Here is an 18,184-nt window from a genome sequence, read left to right as displayed (position 1 = left end):
GTGATTATGATCACGGGCGCCCCCGGCTGGAGAGTTGTTGCGGAGACAAGTCTAACTAAAAGTATAGGTATCCAGGCTTTTAATATTTACTCAGCGATCGGAAACTATGTCGCTTGAGACTCCAGTCAAAAGTGGGGGTAGCTGGAAGTGCTTGCGGGGGATAGGTGACTACAGCTGAGTGTGTTATTAATTTGGCATGAGAATGTTTAAGCGAGGTGCCACGCTCTTCGGCACGATGGCCCTGACTGCAGCGATGGTGACATCGCCTTTGGCGGGTGCTCAGCACGAGCTCCCTTCGGACAACGTACACGGATCCTGGGGCGGGGCAAACGTGGATACAGGTAAGACTGAGGTGGACAATATTGGTGACATCACTGAGGTGAAGTGGCAGGTTCAGTTGTCGAAACTGCTGTCTTCTTCGGACTACAATCAAGTGTCTAATCGTGCTCAGATTCTCATTCCGGACACGGTGGATGTGACGTCTATTCGCTTGACGCACCGTCCGGTGACGACGACTGATGATGAGAACTTTAACGCTAAAAAGTATGAGAGCTCGCTTCCGGCTAAGGAAGTGAGCTACGAGGTGCCTATCATCCCGGTGAGTCCAGAAACTGGCCTTGCCGAGGACTTCACTCCGGACCAGGAGGCGCGGGAAGAATATGGAGTCTCGCCATTCTTCAAGAGTCCTATTGGAGACAAGGATTACAATGATGGTGAGACATTTGCGAATATACAATACGGTGTAACCCCATCGCCGTATCCTGATCAGCCGGGGTGGAACGCCTATCAGGTGGCGCTGGATCACGCCGGCGTCTACACCTTCGAGGTCACGGGTACCACGAAGTCGGTGGGGAAGGATACCTACATTCCTATCCGTGCTGACAGTGCCATGTGGCGTTGCTACCAGGAAGGTGGAAACCCGGTTGGTCCTAATTCCAGTTATGATGACGGCTGCCTGTCCTTGAAGGATTACTCGTGGGCTCGTACCGATGAGTTGCCGCCCGTGACCACCGCCGAGCAGGACGAGGAGACTCGCGCGAAGATCGTTCGCCTGTACGAGGATCAGGGTACGCGCCATGGCCTGACGGGTGTGGGCAAGTGTGCGGTGACCCGGAATACGGAACGTTTTGACACCATCTCTACTGATATTGAGCAGGCGGGCGCAGACAAGATCGGCCAATATACGCGTCAGTTCAACCTTCACGCCAACATCGCCGTGACCTACACCGGCTCGTTGACCGGCCCCGAGGACAACTGCGACCAGGGCTTCTACCACATCACGCTGAGGTCGAAGCCTGCGGAGACTCCGGATGAAACCACCGAGGAAACCACGGAAGTAACTCCAGAAGAGACCACCGCGGAGACCACCGAAGAGCCCACCACGGACAGCGCCACCGAGGAGACCACCACCGAGCCCACCTCGGAAGAGTCCACCACGGAGGACAGCACCGACGAAAGCACGGAGGATCCTGCCGAGGGGTCTACTGAAGGATCCACCGAGGAGGCCACCACCGAGCCCACGGAGGCAACCACCACGGAGCCTACGGAGGAGCCGACTACCGCTCCCACCGAGAAGTCTTCGGAAGAACCAACGTCTAAGCCTTCCGGCAAACCATCGGGCAAGCCGGCCGATAAGGAAGGTTCTGACGACGGTGAGAAGGAAAGCCCTGCCGATCGGGAAACCCCGATTAAGCCGGTCAAGCCTCCTAAGAAGGTGAACCCGAACGAAAAGCAGCCGGAGACCATCTTGCAGAAGGAGACCAAGAAGCACTCCAAGTCTTCTAAGGGATCCTCTCAGGAGTCGAAGTCCTCGAAGGGCCCACGCGTCTCCACCGGCGGAAGGATCGTTGCAGCCTAAGGCGTGCGCGCGTTAAGGAATCACTGTGAAAAAACTACTTGGTGCAGTAGGGGTTACCCTACTGCTGACCATGACCGCCGCCTGCAGCGACGATAAGCACGACGAGACTGCGGCCGAAGTCACCTACGATAACGCCCCCGACGACGGCGTGTACCGCGACCTCAAGGGCAACCCGGTGGATCGCTCGAACGCGGACAATGCCGGTGTGAGCCCTGCAGAGATGAACCAGGTCACCGAAACCGGTGAGCGTTTTGCGATCCCGTCGCTCAAGCTCAATGTGAAGTTGGGATCGGTGACGTCCTTCAATGGAGTGATCGAGCCACTGAACTACACGGATGCTTTTGTTGTGTCGGACTACTCGGACGGCTACAGCAACCCCGAGGACGGTTCGGTCACCGTGGTGGCCCACGCTCTGGATCGCGGCGGCTATGCCCCAGGAAACTATGTGTTCAATACCGAGACACATAAGTCCTTAGTGGAGGACGGCCAAATCATCGCCGCGGGTCCAGGGATCTTCAAGATCACGGAGCAACGGACGGTGAAGAAGGCTGATATGCCGGGGCAGGCGTCCATTTGGAATAACCAGCCCCGCACGCTGCACTTCATCACCTGCGTGCCGAACAGCGATGAAAACTTCGTGATCACCGCTGAACGCGTGTAACCCGCACCGTGTGTAACGAGTAACGCGTTTAACCGGCCGGGTAGTGCATGGACACGCCCGGCCCCAGCGGAATACCCAGCAGGTACCACACCACGAAGAACACAAACCAGCCCACCAGCATCGCAATAGAATACGGCAGGGCCAAGGACATCAATGTTCCCACGCCGGCGCGCTTGTAGTAGCGCTGCAAGAACGTTAACGCCAGCGCAAAATACGGAGACATCGGCGTGATGATATTCGTTGGCGAATCACCAATACGGAACAACATCTGCGCCACCTCCGGGCTGATATTTACATACATCAGCATCGGCACAACCACCGGCGCCATCAGCGCCCACTGCGCAGAACCGGACGTAATAAACAGGTTCAGCAGCGCAACCATCAGCACCAAACCGGCGAACATCACCAGCGGCGGCAAGTTCCAGGCCTGCAGCAATTCAGAGCCCTTAATGGCCGTCCACACGCCCAAATTGGACCAATCGAACCACGCCAAAAACTGCGCCACCATAAAGAACAGCACAATCATTGGCAGCAGCGACTGCAACCCCTTGGCCATAAAGTCTGGCACATCACCGGCGGATGTAATGGTGCCCACCTTCAGGCCGTACACAGCACCCACCACGAAGAATCCCAGCGCAATCGGTACCGCAATAGCCTGAATCAGGGGAGACTCCATAAACTCCCCATCGGGACCTGCGAATGGAGAACCCGGTACGAAAATCAGCGCGAAGAACACCGCCAAAAAGACCAGCAGCGCCACGCCAGCCCACGCCAAACCGCGAGCCTCAATGGGCTTGAGGGACAGCTCCTCCTCGTCCTCAGAGAAGTCGTAATCCTCATCCGAAAAGGACAAGGAAGACGTATCAAGATCGTCGTGATCCACCAGCTCACGCGCCTTACGCACAATGAAAAGCTCCGTCACCGCCGTGATAATCAGCGACAGCACAACCGCGGACGGCACCACGAAGAAAATATTCGCCAGCGCATTCACCGTGTAGTCCGGATCCACAATGTGCGCCGCCTTCGTGGAAATACCGGCCAGCAGCAAATCCGTGATATTCAGAATCAGCGATGCATTAAATCCAGCCGAACTCGCCGCGAACGCCACCATCGCGCCCACAATCGGGGAACGCCCCACCGCGTGAAACGCCATCGCGCCCAGCGGAATCAAAATGACATAAATCGCATCCGACGCCACACTTCCCGTCACACCAGCCAACGCCAGAACAAACGTCAGCATCTTCGGGGACACGCGCGCGACCATCGCACGGACTAGCGCAGAGAGCAGCCCTGTCTGCTCCGCGACTGCCACGCCCAGCATCACGGCCAGGATCACGCCCAACGGCGGGAAGTTGATGAAGTTATTCACCGCTTCCGTGACCATCTTGGATAGGCCCTCGCTGGTGAGGAGGTTCGTCACCTCAATGGGATCTCCGGACTCGGGATCTGTGGCGGACATCCCCACCGAGGAGCCGATCCACGAGGCGACGGCAACAATGCCGGCAAGAAAGACGAACAGCCAAAAAGGATTCGGCAGCTTATTGCCGATCTTTTCAATGGTGCCCAAGAAGCCGCCTGGAGCCTCAGGCGGCTTCTTCTGGTCGTGATCCTTGGCGTCGGTTTTCTCAGCGTTAGATTTTTTGGAAGCGGTGGATGAAGACATGGTTGCTTGCTCGCTCACTCTCAACGTCACAATGTGATGGCAACCACCCTACCTGCTGAGAGCTACATGCGTGAGAAAACGTCCACCGTCTTCCGGATCCCATCAGCCAACTCCACCTTCGGTGACCAGCCCAAAACGCGCCGAGCCTTCGAGTTATCCAACACAGAACGGGGCACGTCACCCAAACGCGCCGGCGCATACACCGGGGAATCCTCCGCCCCGGCGGCAGCGGCCACCAAGGAGTGCAGCGTCCGGTCGGACGTCTCCACACCCGTGCCGATGTTGAAGCGCTGGCCATTGGACTCCTGGCGCAGCTCCGCCAGCTCCGCGCCCGTCACGGCGCACGCCAGACCCGGCAGATCCTCTGCGTCGAAGGCCGCGGCAGCCAAAAAAGCCTCCACTACGTCGCCCACATACACGTAATCGCGCGTATTATTCCCCGCACCAAACACAGTGGTGGGCGTGCCCGCCAGCAGATTCTGGGTGAAAATAGCCACCACGCCGGCCTCGCCATGAGGATCCTGGCGCGGACCATACACATTCGCCGGCGCGATAAACGCACACTCCAAGCCGTAGAGCTTGCGGAAGGTATTCAAATAAATCTCACCCGCGAACTTGGACGCGGCATACGGGGAATCCGGCTGAGGAACAGTCTCTTCCGAAACAGGCAGCGCCGCCTCCCGGCCATAAATGGCCCCACCGGAGGACGTATGCACCACTCTGCGCACGCCAGTCTGGCGCGCCGCATCCGCGAGGCGAATGGTTGAGAGAATGTTGAGCTCGGCGTCGACTATAGGATCAGCCACGGAACGGCGGACATCGATCTGCGCGGCCAAATGAAACACAACATCCGGTGTTACTTCGGCAAAAAGCTCCGTGAAATCAATATCGGCAATGTCTGCTTCCACCAAACGGGCAGCGGAGTTCACATTCGCCGGGCGGCCATGGCACAAATTATCCACCACAGTCACGCAGGCGCCGGCCTCCACCAAGGCATCCACCAAATGGGAACCAATAAAGCCCGCCCCACCGGTCACAACAACGTTTACAGACATCGCCACACCTTCACGCTATTGCTTGTAACTCGACAGGAAATTACCCAGACGCTCAATGGCATCCGACAAATCACGAGCCCACGGCAACGTCACAATGCGGAAATGATCCGGCTCCGGCCAGTTGAAACCAGTGCCCTGAACCATATGAATCTTCTCCGCGCGCAAAAGATCAAACATGAACTTCTCATCATCATGAATCTCATGCACATTCGGATCCAGCTTCGGGAACGCATACAGCGCACCCATCGGCTTGACGCAGCTCACGCCCGGAATCTCATTCAACTTCTCGTACGCCACATTGCGCTGCTCCAGCAGGCGGCCACCCGGAAGGACCAAATCGTTAATGGACTGGCGCCCCGAAATCGCCACCTGAATGGCATGCTGCGCCGGAACATTCGGGCACAAACGCGTGCCAGCCAGCACAGACAAGCCCTCAATAAAGCCCTTCGCGTGAGACTTCGGGCCGGTCAGCACCATCCAGCCCGCGCGATAACCGGCCACGCGGTACGCCTTCGACAAACCGTTATACGTAATGCACAGCAAATCAGGGCACAAGGACGCAATGGAAATGTGCTGGGCATCGTCGTACAAAATCTTGTCGTAAATCTCATCGGCAAGAATCAGCAGGGAATGCTTGCGGGCAACGTCCACAATCTTCTGCAGAATCTCCCGGGAGTACACAGCACCCGTCGGGTTATTCGGGTTGATCACCACAATGGCCTTAGTGCGCGGGGTGATCTTCGCTTCAATATCCTCGATGGACGGGGTCCAGCCGTTATCCTCATCGCACAGGTAATGCACCGGAGTACCGCCAGACAGGGACGTCGCAGCCGTCCACAGCGGGTAATCCGGCGAGGGGATCAGCACCTCATCGCCATCATTGACCAACGCCTGCATCGTCATGGTAATCAGCTCGGACACGCCATTGCCCAAGAACACATCCTCCACGTCAAAGCGCGGAAAATCAGGGATGACCTCGTACCGAGCAAAAATGGCGCGGCGGGCACTGATGATTCCCTTGGAGGTGGAGTAGCCCTGCGCATAGGGCAGCGCCGCAATCATGTCACGCATGATCACATCAGGAGCCTCGAAACCGAACACGGCAGGGTTACCCGTGTTGAGCTTCAGGATGCGGTGACCATCTGCCTCCATCCGCTCGGCCTCGGCGTTCACCGGGCCGCGGATTTCGTACAAGACGTTTTGCAGTTTGGTGGACTGATCCAGCGGCCGAAGGTCGCTGGGGCGAATTGGCTTACTCATTCTGTACATTCTGCCACGTTTAGACCCACATACGGGAGAGGTGGCGAAGTATTTTTTCGCAGAGCTTATTAGTTAGCAGCCCCAGGGTTCGCAGGCTGCCCTGCGCCTCCCGCGTTCCCGGAGTTTCCGGTGGCCCCGCCCAGGTTCGAGTTACCCGCGCCGGCACCTCCGCCGTTGCCCGCACTTGCACCGCCGCCATTACCCGCGCCGTTGCCTGTGCCTGCACCGCCGCCAGGGCTCACATTCCCGGAGTTGCCCGCGCCGTTGCCGGCACCGCCACCAGCGCCACCGTTTCCGGCAGCGCCACCCGTGCCGGCGCCGCCGTTACCTTGGCCGCCGCCATTCGGGGCAGGGCGATTTCCCTGCTGAGGGGGCCTGGGAGCCGACGGGTTATCATTCGCCGCCGCGCCGCTCGAGTTCTGCGATGGCGACGGCTCCTGATTATCCTGCCCAGAGCCGGTCCCACCCCAGCCAGACGTTCCAGAGCCATAGCCGTAACCGGATCCATCGCCGTAGCCATAGCCGGAGCCGTACCCCGAGCCGCTGCTCTTCTTGGAGCTCTTTGACGTCTTGGACGCATCCGGCGTGGCCGAGTGGTACTTATTCACGGTGGTCGCGGGCGGGTGCGTGACCGAGAGCTGCTGATTCACCCCACCCACAGAGTCCGTGTTGTTGGTGTTGCGCATCATCAGATAGCCGCCAAAGCCTGCCAGGAAAATGCAGACCAAACCGGCTGCCAGGATGATGATCCAGGCAGCTGGGCGCTTCTTTTTCGTATCTTCCCCCTGTGGGACCGCGTCAGTTGAAGTCTCGGAGGAAACGGGTTGGTCGGCAGTCATAATAGCTTAAAGTGTACTCGCTTTGAGGCGTGGGAACGAAGAATGTGACGGGGTTCGGTGGAAACACTTGGTTGGCCGCGCTGGCGGCCGTTGTGCGCCCTCGTCGCGCCCTACACCGGCGATTGCCACAGCGGGTGCAACGCCACCATCTTCACCGCATCTAGCGTGGCGTGAGGGTGCGCGGGGTGCGCCTTTAAGATGCGTTCGCTGGCGTTGCGATTCAGCCACTGCGCCAGCCGCCGTGTGCGCTCCGGGTCCGCGGAAAAAGTCTCCCCGGCCAGCACCACCTCGTCCGGATCGGTGACCTGAGCTGCGATATCAATGAGTTTGCCCAGCAGGTCCGTGCGCTCATCCAGCAGCTCCGCCACCTCCGCGTTCGTCCGCGCCGCGTGCACCAGCTCCTCCAGCGACGCCGCCGGGTGCCCCATCTCCGCCGCCACATCCAGCAGCCGCCCCACGCTCAGCGGGTCCTGCCTGCCGCTGGTGCTGGTCTGTTCTCCCTGATTGTTATCCGACGCCGAAGCGTCACTCACCGCCAGCCTCGACTGAGCCAACAGTGCGGAGATGAGCGCGGATTGGTGGCCCACTCGGGGTCTGTGGATTCCGCCGTGGATGATCCAGGAGTAGCTCAGCACTTCGCGGGAGTACACGTAGAGGATGGAGGAGGATTGTGTGGGGGAGACCGTGGGGTCCCGGAAGGCCAGCTCCATTCCGGCCAGCGCGCTCACGCCGGTGCCGAGGCTGATCGGCAGGGTGTGGTCTAAAGGTAGGGCGGAGGGGAGGTCGTGGAGGGCGCGCTGCACCTCGGTGGGCAGGTGGATGCCATCCCAGGCCGGGATGGGGGACTCCAGTACGCCGTTGGCGAGGACGTCCGTGGAGAAGGCAAGCCCGATGCTGCGCAGCTGTGCCTGCCGCGCTGGTCCTGCCGCTGTTCGCTCTGCCGCGCCTGTCCCCGCTGCAGCCTGCGCCTCCGCTCCCGCCGGTGCCGCATGCCCGAGATGCCCCTTCACCAGGTGCGATAAACGCCCGAGGACGAAGGGAAGCGCTTCGTGGGGAGGCGTGGCGTCGAGAAAAAGGGGAAAAGAATCGTGAGCCAGCGTGCGTCCGGCGATGTCCGTGAGTACCAGCTGCGTCCGGCGCAGGCCGATGTGCGCGCCGGTGGCGAGGTGCGTGCGGCCGTCGACGGTGAGGGAGGAGCTGGGGCGGCCGGTGGAGTTCGTGGCGGTGGTGGTGGCGCTCAGGATGCCTTCGTCTGTGAGGCGCGTGACCAGGCGGTGGATCGTGGGTTGGGATAGGTGTAGCGAGCGTTGCAGTTCGGTGCGGGTGATCCCGGGGTGTGCCCGTACTTGTTGCAGGCACAGTCCGGCGGCGTCTGTGGGCAGCGCAAAGTGGACGGTGTTGATGCTGGGGGCCGGGCGTGAGCTCATGTGTGTCACTCTACCAAGTGTCTAGACCGCTCTGTCTAGAAACCAGGCGATTCTAGCGCACCGTCACCCGATCTGGGTTCCATGTCTGGAAAATAATTGTGCACGAATTAAACCATTGCCGGTTTTCTAGACAGAATGGTCTACTCTGTGTCATGACTTTGATTGATTCCTACGCCCCAGCACGAAACACCACCCGCGGCCTCGAGCGAATCTCCGCACACACCTGGGACTTCACCCCGGCGCCACGCACCGGCACCCAGCCGGTTGACACCACGGACACCAAAGCCCTCCGCCGAGCCTTCGCGAACGTCCCCACGCCGCTGGCCACCGCCGCAGCCCTCGTCGACGGCCGTCCCGTCGGCATGGTCCTGGGCTCCTTCGTGGTCCACAGCCTGGAGCCAGCCCTCGTCAGCGTAAGTATCCAAACCACCTCCGGCACCTGGCCGCAGCTGCGCAACGCCGGCCGCATCGGGCTGAGCGTCCTGTCCGAAAACAACCGCCACGTCATCAACAACTTCTACCGCCCCGCCCACGAGCGCTTCGACTCCCTCGACTACGTCACCCACGGCGAGGCCATCCTCTTCCCCGACGCCGCCCTGCACATCACCGCCGACGTCGCCGAAGAAGTGACGGTGGGCGACCACGTCATGGCGGTGTTGCGCGTCCACGACATCCACCACGCTGCCGAGGAACAGCTCGACAAGCCACGGCCTCTGGTGTTCCACCAGTCGGAAGTGACTACGGCTCGTTAAGGCTGCTGGCGCACGACCCCACGTATACACGCAGAAAACCTACATAGAGAAAAAGGAACAAACGCACAATGTCTACCTCCCGTACCGCAGACCACCTGAACTTCGCCTACTGGGTCCCCAACGTCTCCGGAGGTCTCGTCACCTCCACCGTGGACCAGCGCACCGACTGGGGTATCGACTACAACCGCACCCTGGCACAGCACGCCGAGCAAGTCGGCTTTGAATACGCCCTCACGCAGGTCCGATACCTCGGCAGTTACTCCGCGGAATACCAACACGAATCCGTGAGCTTCTCCCTCGCCCTGCTGGAAGCCACCGAGAAGCTGAACGTCATCGCCGCAGTGCACCCAGGGCTCTGGCAGCCAGGAGTTCTGGCGAACCTGGGCTCCACCGCAAGCGAACTGTACGACGGGCGCCTGGCCTTCAACATTGTCTCCGGCTGGCTGCGCGACGAGTTCCACGCCCTCGGTGAACCATGGCTGGACCACGACGAACGCTACCGTCGTTCCGCCGAGTTCCTGCAGGTCCTGCGCAACATCTGGACCACCAGCCCCACCGAGTTTGCGGGTGACTTCTACCGCATTCGCAACTACACCCTAAAGCCTCAGCCCAAGAAGGTCCCACAGCTCTTCCAAGGAGGCTCCTCCACCGCCGCCCGCTTCAACGGCGGCAACTACGCCGACTGGTACTTCACCAACGGCGGCAGCATCGAAGACCTCGAAGAGCAGATCGCCGAGGTGCGCCAGCACGCCGACGCCGCAGGCCGCGAGGTGAAGATCGGCGTGAACGCCTTCGTCATCCTGGACGACAGTCAAGAAAAAGCCGAAGAACGCCTGCGTGAGATCGTCATCAACGCAGACACCAAGGCCGTCAAGAGCTTCAAGAAGGCCGTCCACCACGCCGGCGCCGTCACCAACGACCAGAAGGGAATGTGGACCAACTCCAGCCTGGAAGACCTCGTCCAATACAACGACGGCTTCAAGACTGGACTGATCGGAACCCGCGACCACATCAACGCCCAGATCGAAAAGCTGCGCTCCATCGGCGTGGACCTGGTGCTCTGTGGATTCCTGCACGTGGACGAAGAAGTCCAAGAGTTCGGAGAGAAGATCATCACTCCGCTGCGCGAGCAGGAGGCGAACGGCACTGCTGCGGACGGCAGCGCCCAAGGTGCTGCCGCGGAAGGAGCCAACGCGGACGCCAGCGCCGAGTCCACCCCGACGCTCAGCCATGTCTAACTCAACCATGTCTAACGCCGCAGAGCCTCAACTCATCGACCGCATCCTGGCCGCCGTGGACGACGTCCTCGACAACGCACGCGAAGACTTCCACGCCATCAACCGGCTGGGAGAGGGCAATGAGGGACGAGAGGTGGGCGTCGTAGAAAAAACGTTGCAGCAGCTCCGCACCACCCACGCATTCGGCCTCACCGCAACGGCCGAAGCGCGCGGCGAGCACCCCGCGGCCGGGCTTCGCGCGGCCATCGAGACCACGCGGCGCCTCGCGCGGATCGACGGGTCGCTGGCGCAAATCCCGCAATCTCACTTCGTCTTCAGTCGCTATGTTGGCGCTGCACAACGCAACAACGAGGCTGCGGGCGGGTATGAACGGGAGGTGCTGGACGGCACGGCGCTCGTCGCCAACGCGCAAGTGGACCGCGACCCCGTGCGCGCGGAGACTGGTGTGGACGGGCGGACGCGGCTCAACGGGCACAAGATTTTCTGCACGGGGTCGCCCTACGCAGACATCCTGGCCATCGTCATAGGCGGCAAGGACGTGGTGTTTGTGCCCGCCGACGCGGAAGGCATCAGCATCGACGACGACTGGCACGCGACCGGGCAAGAGTTTACCGGCAGCGGGAGCGTGCGGCTTGAAGACGTGGACGTGACGGGGCTGGCGGTGCAGGCGCTGAGTGTTGGTGGTGGTGGCGAAGCTAGCGGTGGCGGTGCTGGCGGTGCTGGCGGTGCTGGCGGTGCTGGCGGTGCTGATGCTGGCGATGCTGGCGTGGCGGATGACGGAGTCATCCATCACGGAGCATTCGCGCAAGCACTCCACGCCGGCATTGACCTGGGGCTTTTTGAAGGCGCCGTCGAGATAGCGCATGAGCTCGCGCGGCTTCCGCGCGACGCCGAACAGCTGCCGGAGAGCCAGGCGACATTGCTGGGCGAGATCGACGTGAGCCTGTTTACAGCCCAAGCTGCGTACGGCGCGCTGCTCGACAGTCTGGGGCGGCCCGCGGAAGATAGCCAGGAGGTGGCGCTAAGCGTCACGCGCGCGAAGCTGGCGATTCAGGACGCGGCGCTGGCGAGTGTGTCCAAGCTGTTTGAGGTGGCGGGGTCGGCTGGGTACACCGCCACGCGTGCCCTCGACCGGCACTGGCGAGACCTTCGCGTGCACACGCTTCACGACAAGCGGCAGAATAAGCTGCGGCTACTCGGGGAGCATGTGGGTGCCGAGGTGGCGTTGCCGCTGGATGGGAAGCTCGGCGGGTAAAGCGTGTTGATTGGCTCGGCGGGTGAAGCTCGGCGAGTGGTGGCTGCTGGCAGTGCGGGTGAGAAGCTGCGTTGCTGCTGCCGGTTCGCCGGATGAGTGGCTGGTGGTGGGATGTTTACACTGGACCGTGTGAATTCTTCAGAACCAGCACCTGCCGGCGAGCCTATTGATTTCAGTGCGCCTGCTGATCGTGTAGCGCCACTCCTGCTTGGAGGTATCCTGCGCTACGGCGGCGTGGGCTTGAGAATCACTGAAGTCGAGGCTTACCTGGGGGAAAGCGACGCGGCCTCGCACGCCTACAAGGGGCCGACTCCACGATGCGCCACGATGTTCGGTCCGCCGGCGCGGCTGTACGTGTACGCGAGCTATGGGATCCACCGTGCCGGGAACTTAGTGTGCCAGCCGGATGGCGTGGCTGGGGGAGTGTTGCTCCGAGGTGGGGAAGTGATGGAAGGGCACGACGTGGTGCGTGAGAGGCGTGGGCCTCAGGTTTCTGAGGTTGCGCTTGCGCGTGGACCAGGGAATCTTGGCAAAGCGATGGGCTTTGATCTGGAGTTGAATGGCGCTGAGGTGCGTCAGGGGGTTCCAGGTGAAGTGGGGGAGTCTGCTGTGGGGGACTCAGATGTGGAGCCGTCAGTGGTAGGGGATTCGGTCCTGTACTTTCAGCGAGCTGCTGAGCCTGTGGATTATGTTGTGGGGCCCAGGATCGGTATCACGAAGAACGCGGATGCCGCGTTGAGGTTTTGGATTCCGGGGGATCAGACGGTCAGCAGCCCCAGAGGTAGGCGTAGATCCGGCCTTCAGGGATAGGCAGATGCCTAGAATCTTGCTCGAATCTCATCTAATAAGCGGAGGGGGTGTCTTAGAACGTCGACTCGATGTGTGGCGAAAAACTAAAGCCGCAGGTAGAAAAAGTTGCAGAATTTTTGCGATGAATCGAGTCGACGTTCTAAGACACTCTCCGAGATAGACGTTGGCGATAGAGAAGTAGAAGGCCCTCGCTCCGATGCGGAGCGAGGGCCTTCAGCGTGGTGCGGGCTTACTCAGCGGGAGTTGCTGGGGTGCCCGGTGCGCCTGGGATCAGGCGAGTCAGCTTGGAGATGTCTCCGGTAGGTGCTGCTGCCTGGGTTGGCTCAGCGTCAGCTGGTGCAGTGTTGGATTCTGCGGACTCTTCCGCAGGGGCTTCTGCAGGCTGTGCCTCAGCTGGCTGCTGATCCTGGGACTCTTCCTTCTCAGAGGAGCCCGCAGCGGTAGCAGCGGCGGCGCCGGCTGCTGCGGCACCGGCAGCTGGAGCAGCCGGTGCGCCTGGTGCACCCGGAGCGCTTGGAGCTGCAGGAGCGCCCGCGGCCGGTGCTGCAGGGGCAGCTGGCGCCGAAGCTTCAGACTGTGCTTCAGAAGACGCGGTGTCCTCAGCGTCTGCGGCCTGAGGCTCTGCTTCTGCGGGAGCTTCAGCAGCCGGAGCTGGGGCAGCGGCTGGAGCCGAAGGTGCAGCCGGTGCGCCTGGAGCGCCAGGTGCAGTAGCGGTCAACTTGATTGGTCCGCCGTCTGCAGGAGCGGATGCCTCTGGCTGTGCTGGTGCAGACTGTGCTGGCTCAGCAGGGGCTGCTGGCTTCTGCTCGTCGGTGTCCTGCTTAGCTGCTGGAGCCGCAGGTGCAGCTGGGGCACCCGGAGCGGATGGAGCACCTGGGGCAGCCGGTGCACCTGGAGCACCTGGGGCAGCCGGTGCACCTGGAGCAGCTGGTGCTCCCGGAGCGGCCGGTGCGCCAGCGGATGGAGCTGCTGGCTTCTGCTCGTCAGCGTCCTGCTTAGCTGCTGGAGCCGCAGGTGCAGCTGGGGCACCCGGAGCGGCTGGTGCACCTGGGGCAGCCGGAGCTCCCGGAGCCGATGGAGCGGCTGGCGCGCCAGCACTTGGTGCGGATGGAGCTGCTGGAGCACCTGGAGCCGACGGAGCACCTGGGGCTGCTGGAGCAGCAGGAGCGCCGGCAGAAGGTGCGGACGGAGCAGCAGGGGCACCTGGAGCCGATGGAGCACCTGGGGCTGCTGGAGCAGCAGGAGCGCCGGCAGAAGGTGCGGACGGGGCAGCAGGGGCGCCTGGTGCAGATGGTGCTGCAGGAGCGCCTGCGCTTGGTGCGGACGGAGCTGCTGGAGCACCACCGGCAGGCGCTGCAGGAGCGCCCGCGCTTGGTGCAGAAGGAGCACTTGGAGCAGCAGGTGCGCCGCCGGCAGGTGCGGAAGGAGCAGCCGGTGCAGATGGTGCACCTGCAGCAGGAGCGCCCGGAGCAGCGGCAGCGCCAGCAGCACCTGCTGCAGCACCAGCGCCGCCAGCGGCAGCAGCCTTCTTCTTCGCAGCCTCTTCAGCCTTGCGCTTCTTCTCTTCCTCAGCGCGGCGCTTGGCTTCTTCCTCAGCCTTGCGCTCAGCTTCCTCACGGGCAAGCTTCTCTTCGTCTACCCAACCACGCTCAGGAGCAACCAGGAACTCGCGCTCCTTTGGCTCTGGCAATTCGCCATCCACCAGAATGGACTCGCGGAACATCTGGGCAATGTCCAGAACCTGGGTGCGGTCCTTCTTGTCCTCGATGTCAGCCTGACGGTTGTTCACACCGTCGGTCATCATGGTCTTACAGAATGGGCAGCCCACGGCGATGGCTTCGGCACCGGTGCCCAAAGCCTCGTCGGTACGGTTCAGGTTGATGCGCTCACCGAGGTGCTCTTCCATCCACATGCGGGCACCACCAGCACCACAGCAGAAGCCGGTGTTGCGGTTACGGTCCATCTCCACCAGGTTCGCGCCGGATGCGCCGATCAGCTCACGTGGAGCTTCGAAGACCTTGTTGTGGCGACCCAGGAAGCAAGGATCGTGGTAGGTGACGGAGCGGCCAGCAGATGGCTCGTTGACTGGGGTCAGACGGCCTTCGCGGATCAGCTTGTTCAGCAGCTGAGTGTGGTGGACGACGTCGTAGTGTCCGCCCATCTCTGGGTACTCGTTACGCAGGGTGTTGAAGCAGTGCGCACAGGTCACAACGATCTTGCGCTGCTTCGGTGGAACACCTTCAAAGGCGTTGTCCAGGATCTCGATGTTCTGCTCGGCGAGCATCTGGAACAGGAACTCGTTACCGGCACGACGTGCGGAGTCACCGGTACAACCTTCGCCCTCACCCAGGACGGCGAACTTCACACCTGCGGTGTACAGCAGGTCAGCGACAGCGCGGGTGGTCTTGGCAGCGTTGTCGTCGTACACGCCGGCACAACCAACCCAGAACAGGTACTCGGTGTCATCGAAGTCTTCGATGTCAACGCCCACGACAGGGATGTCGATGCCGTCGGCCTTAGCCTTTTCGATCCACTCGGAACGCTTGTTGTTGTTCTGGCCCCAAGGGTTGCCCTTGGTCTCCATGTTCTTGAACAGGCCACCCAGCTCGGTTGGGAAGTCAGACTCCACCAGAACCTGGTAACGACGCATGTCCACGATGTGGTCGATGTGCTCGATGTCCACAGGGCACTGCTCCACGCAGGCACCACAGTTGGTGCAGGACCACAGGATGTCTGGGTCGATCACGCCCATTTCACCTTCGCCAACCAGCTGCAGCAGTGGCAGGTCAGCGTGTGCCTCGACGGATGGGTCGTTCAAGTCGACCTCGCCGGTAGCGCCAGCGGCCTGCAGGTAAGGAGCGGACTCGATGGCGTTGTCACGCAGTGCAGTGATCAGCAGCTTCGGGGACAGTGGCTTGGCAGTGTTCCACGCAGGGCACTGCTCCTGGCAACGTCCACACTCCGTACAGGAGGTGAAGTCCATCCAGCCCTTCCAGGTGAAGTCGTCGATGCGGCCAACGCCGATCTTGTCTTCATCTGGGTCAGCGTTTTCCATGGTCAGGATGCGTCCGCCGGAGGTCATTGGCTTTGCAGCACCCAGGGCGTTCTTGCCGTCGGAGTTGCGCTTCAGGAAGATGTTGAAGAACGCCATGAAGCGGTGCCATGCCACACCCCACTTGATGTTCTGGCCGACGATGAACAGCCAGATCATTCCGGACAGCAGCTTGATCAGCGCGAAGATGGACACCAGCAGAGCAGACTCTGGCAGCAGCTTCGCAACCTGCATGGTGAAGAAGTCGGTAGCGAGGTGACCGCCGTGGTAGCTTTCGAACGTGGCGATCTTGGAGGCCTTCACCAGGATCATGCCCAGACCCTCGATCAGCACAACGGCTTCCACGAAGTAGGCAGCGGCGGCGTTGGAGCCGTAGAAGCGGGCCTTCTTGTCCTTGTTGCCAATGGACTGGCGAACGATGATCAGCGCCACGATACCGAGGACGGTACCGATACCCAGCAGCTCATCGACGAAGTGGTAGATGGCCCAATCGCCGAAGATAGGCCAGCCGCCTTCAGGGTTGAAGATCTGGATGTAGGCCTCGAACCACACCATGGATCCGAGGAGGAAGCCCACCATGACGAACCAGTGGGCGAACGCCACGCCTGGTTTCTTGGCCATTTTGGTGTGACCAAGGACTTCCTTGATCAGGTTCATCAATCGTCCAGCTGGGTTGTCGAGACGGCTGAGTGCCGGCTGACCCAGGCGGATCGTCTTGTAGATCTGTGCTGCGCCACGGATGAAGAAGATCCAGGCGGGGAGGGAAAGCAGCGCACCGATGATGCCCAGTGGGACGGTGATGCCCCACGGGATGTCATTGCTAGTGAGCTGGCCTGCTGCGTGCAGGTACATAGGGTTGCTCCTCGCTAGTCCAGTTTTAAATTCATATATATATGAACAAATTACTTTACGACCGCACTTTAGCAGGGGTGACGACCCTTTTTGTAGTTATGGAAAAGTTCACTGACCTGCACTAACCCCCTTTAATACACAACAAAAGTGTTGCGAAAATGACCACCTGCGCGGTGAGCTACTACATTCCGCCATTAAAATCCGTGATGAAGATCACAATCTGTCAATAATTTCCACAATCGACCGCCGTGCCGCCTTGCCTTCTGGAGTGTTTCCGAGATGGAACATATGGAGCGCACCGGTAACTTCATGCAGTTCAGCGCCAGTTTTTTGGGCAAGGGCTCGGGCATCCGGGAGGCTGATGTCGGCGTCGCCACACCAGATGTGTACTTCGGTGCCACTCAAAGCTTCTTGCAGGGTGGAGTTACCCACAAAAAGGGGTGACACGGCGGGGTGCTCAGAACTGAGATCATGAGTGCCCGACGGGGAAGAGATGCGCGACCAGAGTGCGCCTTGGCGTCGGAGGGTAAGAGGATCGAGCAACGGGTCACGATCCGCAACGTCGGCAAGTGCGGGATTGGACAGGGCGATATCGACCCACGGTGCGTTCAGGAGCAGCGAGCGCGGGGTTGGAAGCGGCGCCAGAGTGTTGGCGGGCGGCAGGTTCAGCTGCTCGCGCTCATCGGCGGTCCAGTAGGGGCTCGTGAGTGCAGCCAAGGCCAGGCCACCACCGGCAGAATCGCCGATGACATGCACATTCTCCGCGCCGTGATCCCGGATCAGCTGCGTGTAGGACTCAAGGATCAGCGGCACGCCGTGCTGGACCGAATGCTGCGGGATCAGGCCGTAGAGCGGACTGTCCACCCGGTAGCCCGCGTTCGCGAGAGTGGCGATGAAGTCCCAATTGCGCTTCTTGATCGGCTGGGCGAAGCCGCCGGGGAGGACGTAGAGGATGGCTTGGCGGGCGGCATCGGCAGGGGCGAGTTCGTTGAAGGCCTCCGACTCCGCGCCGTGATCGCCGCCGAACTTCATGGGTGCGACGGAATAGATGTCGAAGTTTGAGTCGGCGACTGTCAGGGTGCGAGTGGAGACCGCGAAATGCTGGCGGAGGGAGTGTGGGGGCTCGTCAGGTTGCGGCGCGATCAGGGCCTCAGCGTTCGCGGCAGGGCTAGCTGACGATGCAGATGACCGAGAAGATGCCCGCCGACGTGCCTTAAAAGCTTCCCAACGCATAGCAATACTCATGCGTTCACAATAGCGCCTGGGGCCTACATGGCTCACGAATTGCTTGCGCGTGACTCAAGCGTTGCTCATGTGTGACTCAAGTTTGTTCACGTGTGGTGCAAGCGTGCGTGGCAAGGATTGCGGCAGTGGCCAGTCGAAAAACGGCCTTCCTACCTGCATGTTCGATTTTTTTCGGACTGGCGGGAATAAGTGTGTGCGGCTCACGGTTATGCTTGAT

General features: G+C 61.1%; 13 protein-coding genes. 6 read left to right on the top strand and 7 right to left on the bottom strand.

What is annotated here, in order from left to right; translation table 11 throughout:
• The first annotated feature begins 202 nt into the window (after nt 1-202).
• Nucleotides 203-1,858, top strand: a complete 1,656-nt coding sequence (locus GC425_RS08580; RefSeq protein ID WP_151844711.1) for a hypothetical protein — start codon at nt 203-205, stop codon at nt 1,856-1,858.
• A 25-nt stretch (nt 1,859-1,883) separates the two neighbouring features.
• Entirely contained in the window at nt 1,884-2,519 is a 636-nt protein-coding gene (locus GC425_RS08575; RefSeq protein WP_151844710.1) for a hypothetical protein, read from the top strand.
• A 28-nt stretch (nt 2,520-2,547) separates the two neighbouring features.
• Here the strand turns inward: GC425_RS08575 and GC425_RS08570 are convergent, their stop codons facing one another.
• The 5 genes from GC425_RS08570 to GC425_RS08550 all read right to left on the bottom strand — a co-directional run bounded on the left by GC425_RS08570 (nt 2,548) and on the right by GC425_RS08550 (nt 8,763).
• Nucleotides 2,548-4,182 carry an AbgT family transporter gene (locus GC425_RS08570; RefSeq protein WP_151844709.1) on the bottom strand — a complete coding sequence of 545 codons (1,635 nt, stop codon included), beginning with the start codon at nt 4,180-4,182 and terminating at the stop codon, nt 2,548-2,550.
• A 62-nt stretch (nt 4,183-4,244) separates the two neighbouring features.
• Nucleotides 4,245-5,237, bottom strand: coding sequence for an NAD-dependent epimerase/dehydratase family protein (locus GC425_RS08565; RefSeq protein ID WP_151844708.1), 993 nt, complete (start codon nt 5,235-5,237; stop codon nt 4,245-4,247).
• Between the two features lie 15 nt (nt 5,238-5,252).
• The gene (locus GC425_RS08560; protein ID WP_151844707.1) at nt 5,253-6,506 is read right to left on the bottom strand and encodes a pyridoxal phosphate-dependent aminotransferase; all 1,254 of its coding nucleotides are present in this window, start codon (nt 6,504-6,506) and stop codon (nt 5,253-5,255) included.
• A 59-nt stretch (nt 6,507-6,565) separates the two neighbouring features.
• Entirely contained in the window at nt 6,566-7,336 is a 771-nt protein-coding gene (locus GC425_RS08555; RefSeq protein ID WP_257823212.1) for a hypothetical protein, read from the bottom strand.
• A 110-nt stretch (nt 7,337-7,446) separates the two neighbouring features.
• Nucleotides 7,447-8,763: an ROK family transcriptional regulator gene (locus GC425_RS08550; RefSeq protein WP_257823211.1), complete on the bottom strand. Its 1,317-nt coding sequence runs from the start codon at nt 8,761-8,763 to the stop codon at nt 7,447-7,449.
• Between the two features lie 152 nt (nt 8,764-8,915).
• On the opposite strand from GC425_RS08550, the gene GC425_RS08545 reads away from it, so the two are divergent.
• From GC425_RS08545 to GC425_RS08530, 4 genes are all read left to right on the top strand, one after another.
• Entirely contained in the window at nt 8,916-9,515 is a 600-nt protein-coding gene (locus tag GC425_RS08545; protein WP_151844704.1) for a flavin reductase family protein, read from the top strand.
• Nucleotides 9,516-9,583: 68 nt separating this feature from the next.
• Nucleotides 9,584-10,753 carry a dimethylsulfone monooxygenase SfnG gene (sfnG, locus tag GC425_RS08540; RefSeq protein ID WP_151844703.1) on the top strand — a complete coding sequence of 390 codons (1,170 nt, stop codon included), beginning with the start codon at nt 9,584-9,586 and terminating at the stop codon, nt 10,751-10,753.
• Nucleotides 10,746-12,008 carry a hypothetical protein gene (locus GC425_RS08535; protein ID WP_257823206.1) on the top strand — a complete coding sequence of 421 codons (1,263 nt, stop codon included), beginning with the start codon at nt 10,746-10,748 and terminating at the stop codon, nt 12,006-12,008. Before sfnG ends, GC425_RS08535 begins: the two co-directional genes overlap by 8 nt.
• 129 nt (nt 12,009-12,137) lie before the next feature.
• Nucleotides 12,138-12,818 (top strand): DNA-3-methyladenine glycosylase, encoded by a 681-nt coding sequence (locus GC425_RS08530; RefSeq protein WP_257823204.1) that lies wholly within the window; start codon nt 12,138-12,140, stop codon nt 12,816-12,818.
• Between the two features lie 229 nt (nt 12,819-13,047).
• On the opposite strand, the gene GC425_RS08525 is transcribed toward GC425_RS08530, so the two are convergent.
• Both GC425_RS08525 and GC425_RS08520 read right to left on the bottom strand, forming a co-directional pair.
• Complete coding sequence (locus GC425_RS08525; RefSeq protein ID WP_257823202.1) at nt 13,048-16,722, bottom strand: (Fe-S)-binding protein; 3,675 nt, start codon at nt 16,720-16,722, stop codon at nt 13,048-13,050.
• A 213-nt stretch (nt 16,723-16,935) separates the two neighbouring features.
• Complete coding sequence (locus GC425_RS08520; RefSeq protein ID WP_257823201.1) at nt 16,936-17,967, bottom strand: alpha/beta hydrolase; 1,032 nt, start codon at nt 17,965-17,967, stop codon at nt 16,936-16,938.
• Nucleotides 17,968-18,184 lie beyond the last annotated feature (217 nt).

The organism is Corynebacterium sp. zg254 (assembly GCF_024701495.1).
In the GTDB taxonomy this organism is placed as follows: domain Bacteria; phylum Actinomycetota; class Actinomycetes; order Mycobacteriales; family Mycobacteriaceae; genus Corynebacterium; species Corynebacterium zhongnanshanii.
This window is presented reverse-complemented; position numbering and strand designations above follow the sequence as displayed.

Excerpts from the sequence above, each read along its gene's own strand:
- GC425_RS08545 (WP_151844704.1), top strand. The coding sequence starts at position 8,916 with ATGACTTTGATTGATTCCTACGCCCCAGCACGAAACACCACCCGCGGC.
- GC425_RS08570 (WP_151844709.1), bottom strand. The coding sequence starts at position 4,182 with ATGTCTTCATCCACCGCTTCCAAAAAATCTAACGCTGAGAAAACCGAC.
- sfnG (WP_151844703.1), top strand. The coding sequence starts at position 9,584 with ATGTCTACCTCCCGTACCGCAGACCACCTGAACTTCGCCTACTGGGTC.
- GC425_RS08555 (WP_257823212.1), bottom strand. The coding sequence starts at position 7,336 with ATGACTGCCGACCAACCCGTTTCCTCCGAGACTTCAACTGACGCGGTC.
- GC425_RS08580 (WP_151844711.1), top strand. The coding sequence starts at position 203 with ATGTTTAAGCGAGGTGCCACGCTCTTCGGCACGATGGCCCTGACTGCA.
- GC425_RS08560 (WP_151844707.1), bottom strand. The coding sequence starts at position 6,506 with ATGTACAGAATGAGTAAGCCAATTCGCCCCAGCGACCTTCGGCCGCTG.
- GC425_RS08525 (WP_257823202.1), bottom strand. The coding sequence starts at position 16,722 with ATGTACCTGCACGCAGCAGGCCAGCTCACTAGCAATGACATCCCGTGG.
- GC425_RS08535 (WP_257823206.1), top strand. The coding sequence starts at position 10,746 with ATGTCTAACTCAACCATGTCTAACGCCGCAGAGCCTCAACTCATCGAC.
- GC425_RS08565 (WP_151844708.1), bottom strand. The coding sequence starts at position 5,237 with ATGTCTGTAAACGTTGTTGTGACCGGTGGGGCGGGCTTTATTGGTTCC.
- GC425_RS08550 (WP_257823211.1), bottom strand. The coding sequence starts at position 8,763 with ATGAGCTCACGCCCGGCCCCCAGCATCAACACCGTCCACTTTGCGCTG.
- GC425_RS08520 (WP_257823201.1), bottom strand. The coding sequence starts at position 17,967 with ATGAGTATTGCTATGCGTTGGGAAGCTTTTAAGGCACGTCGGCGGGCA.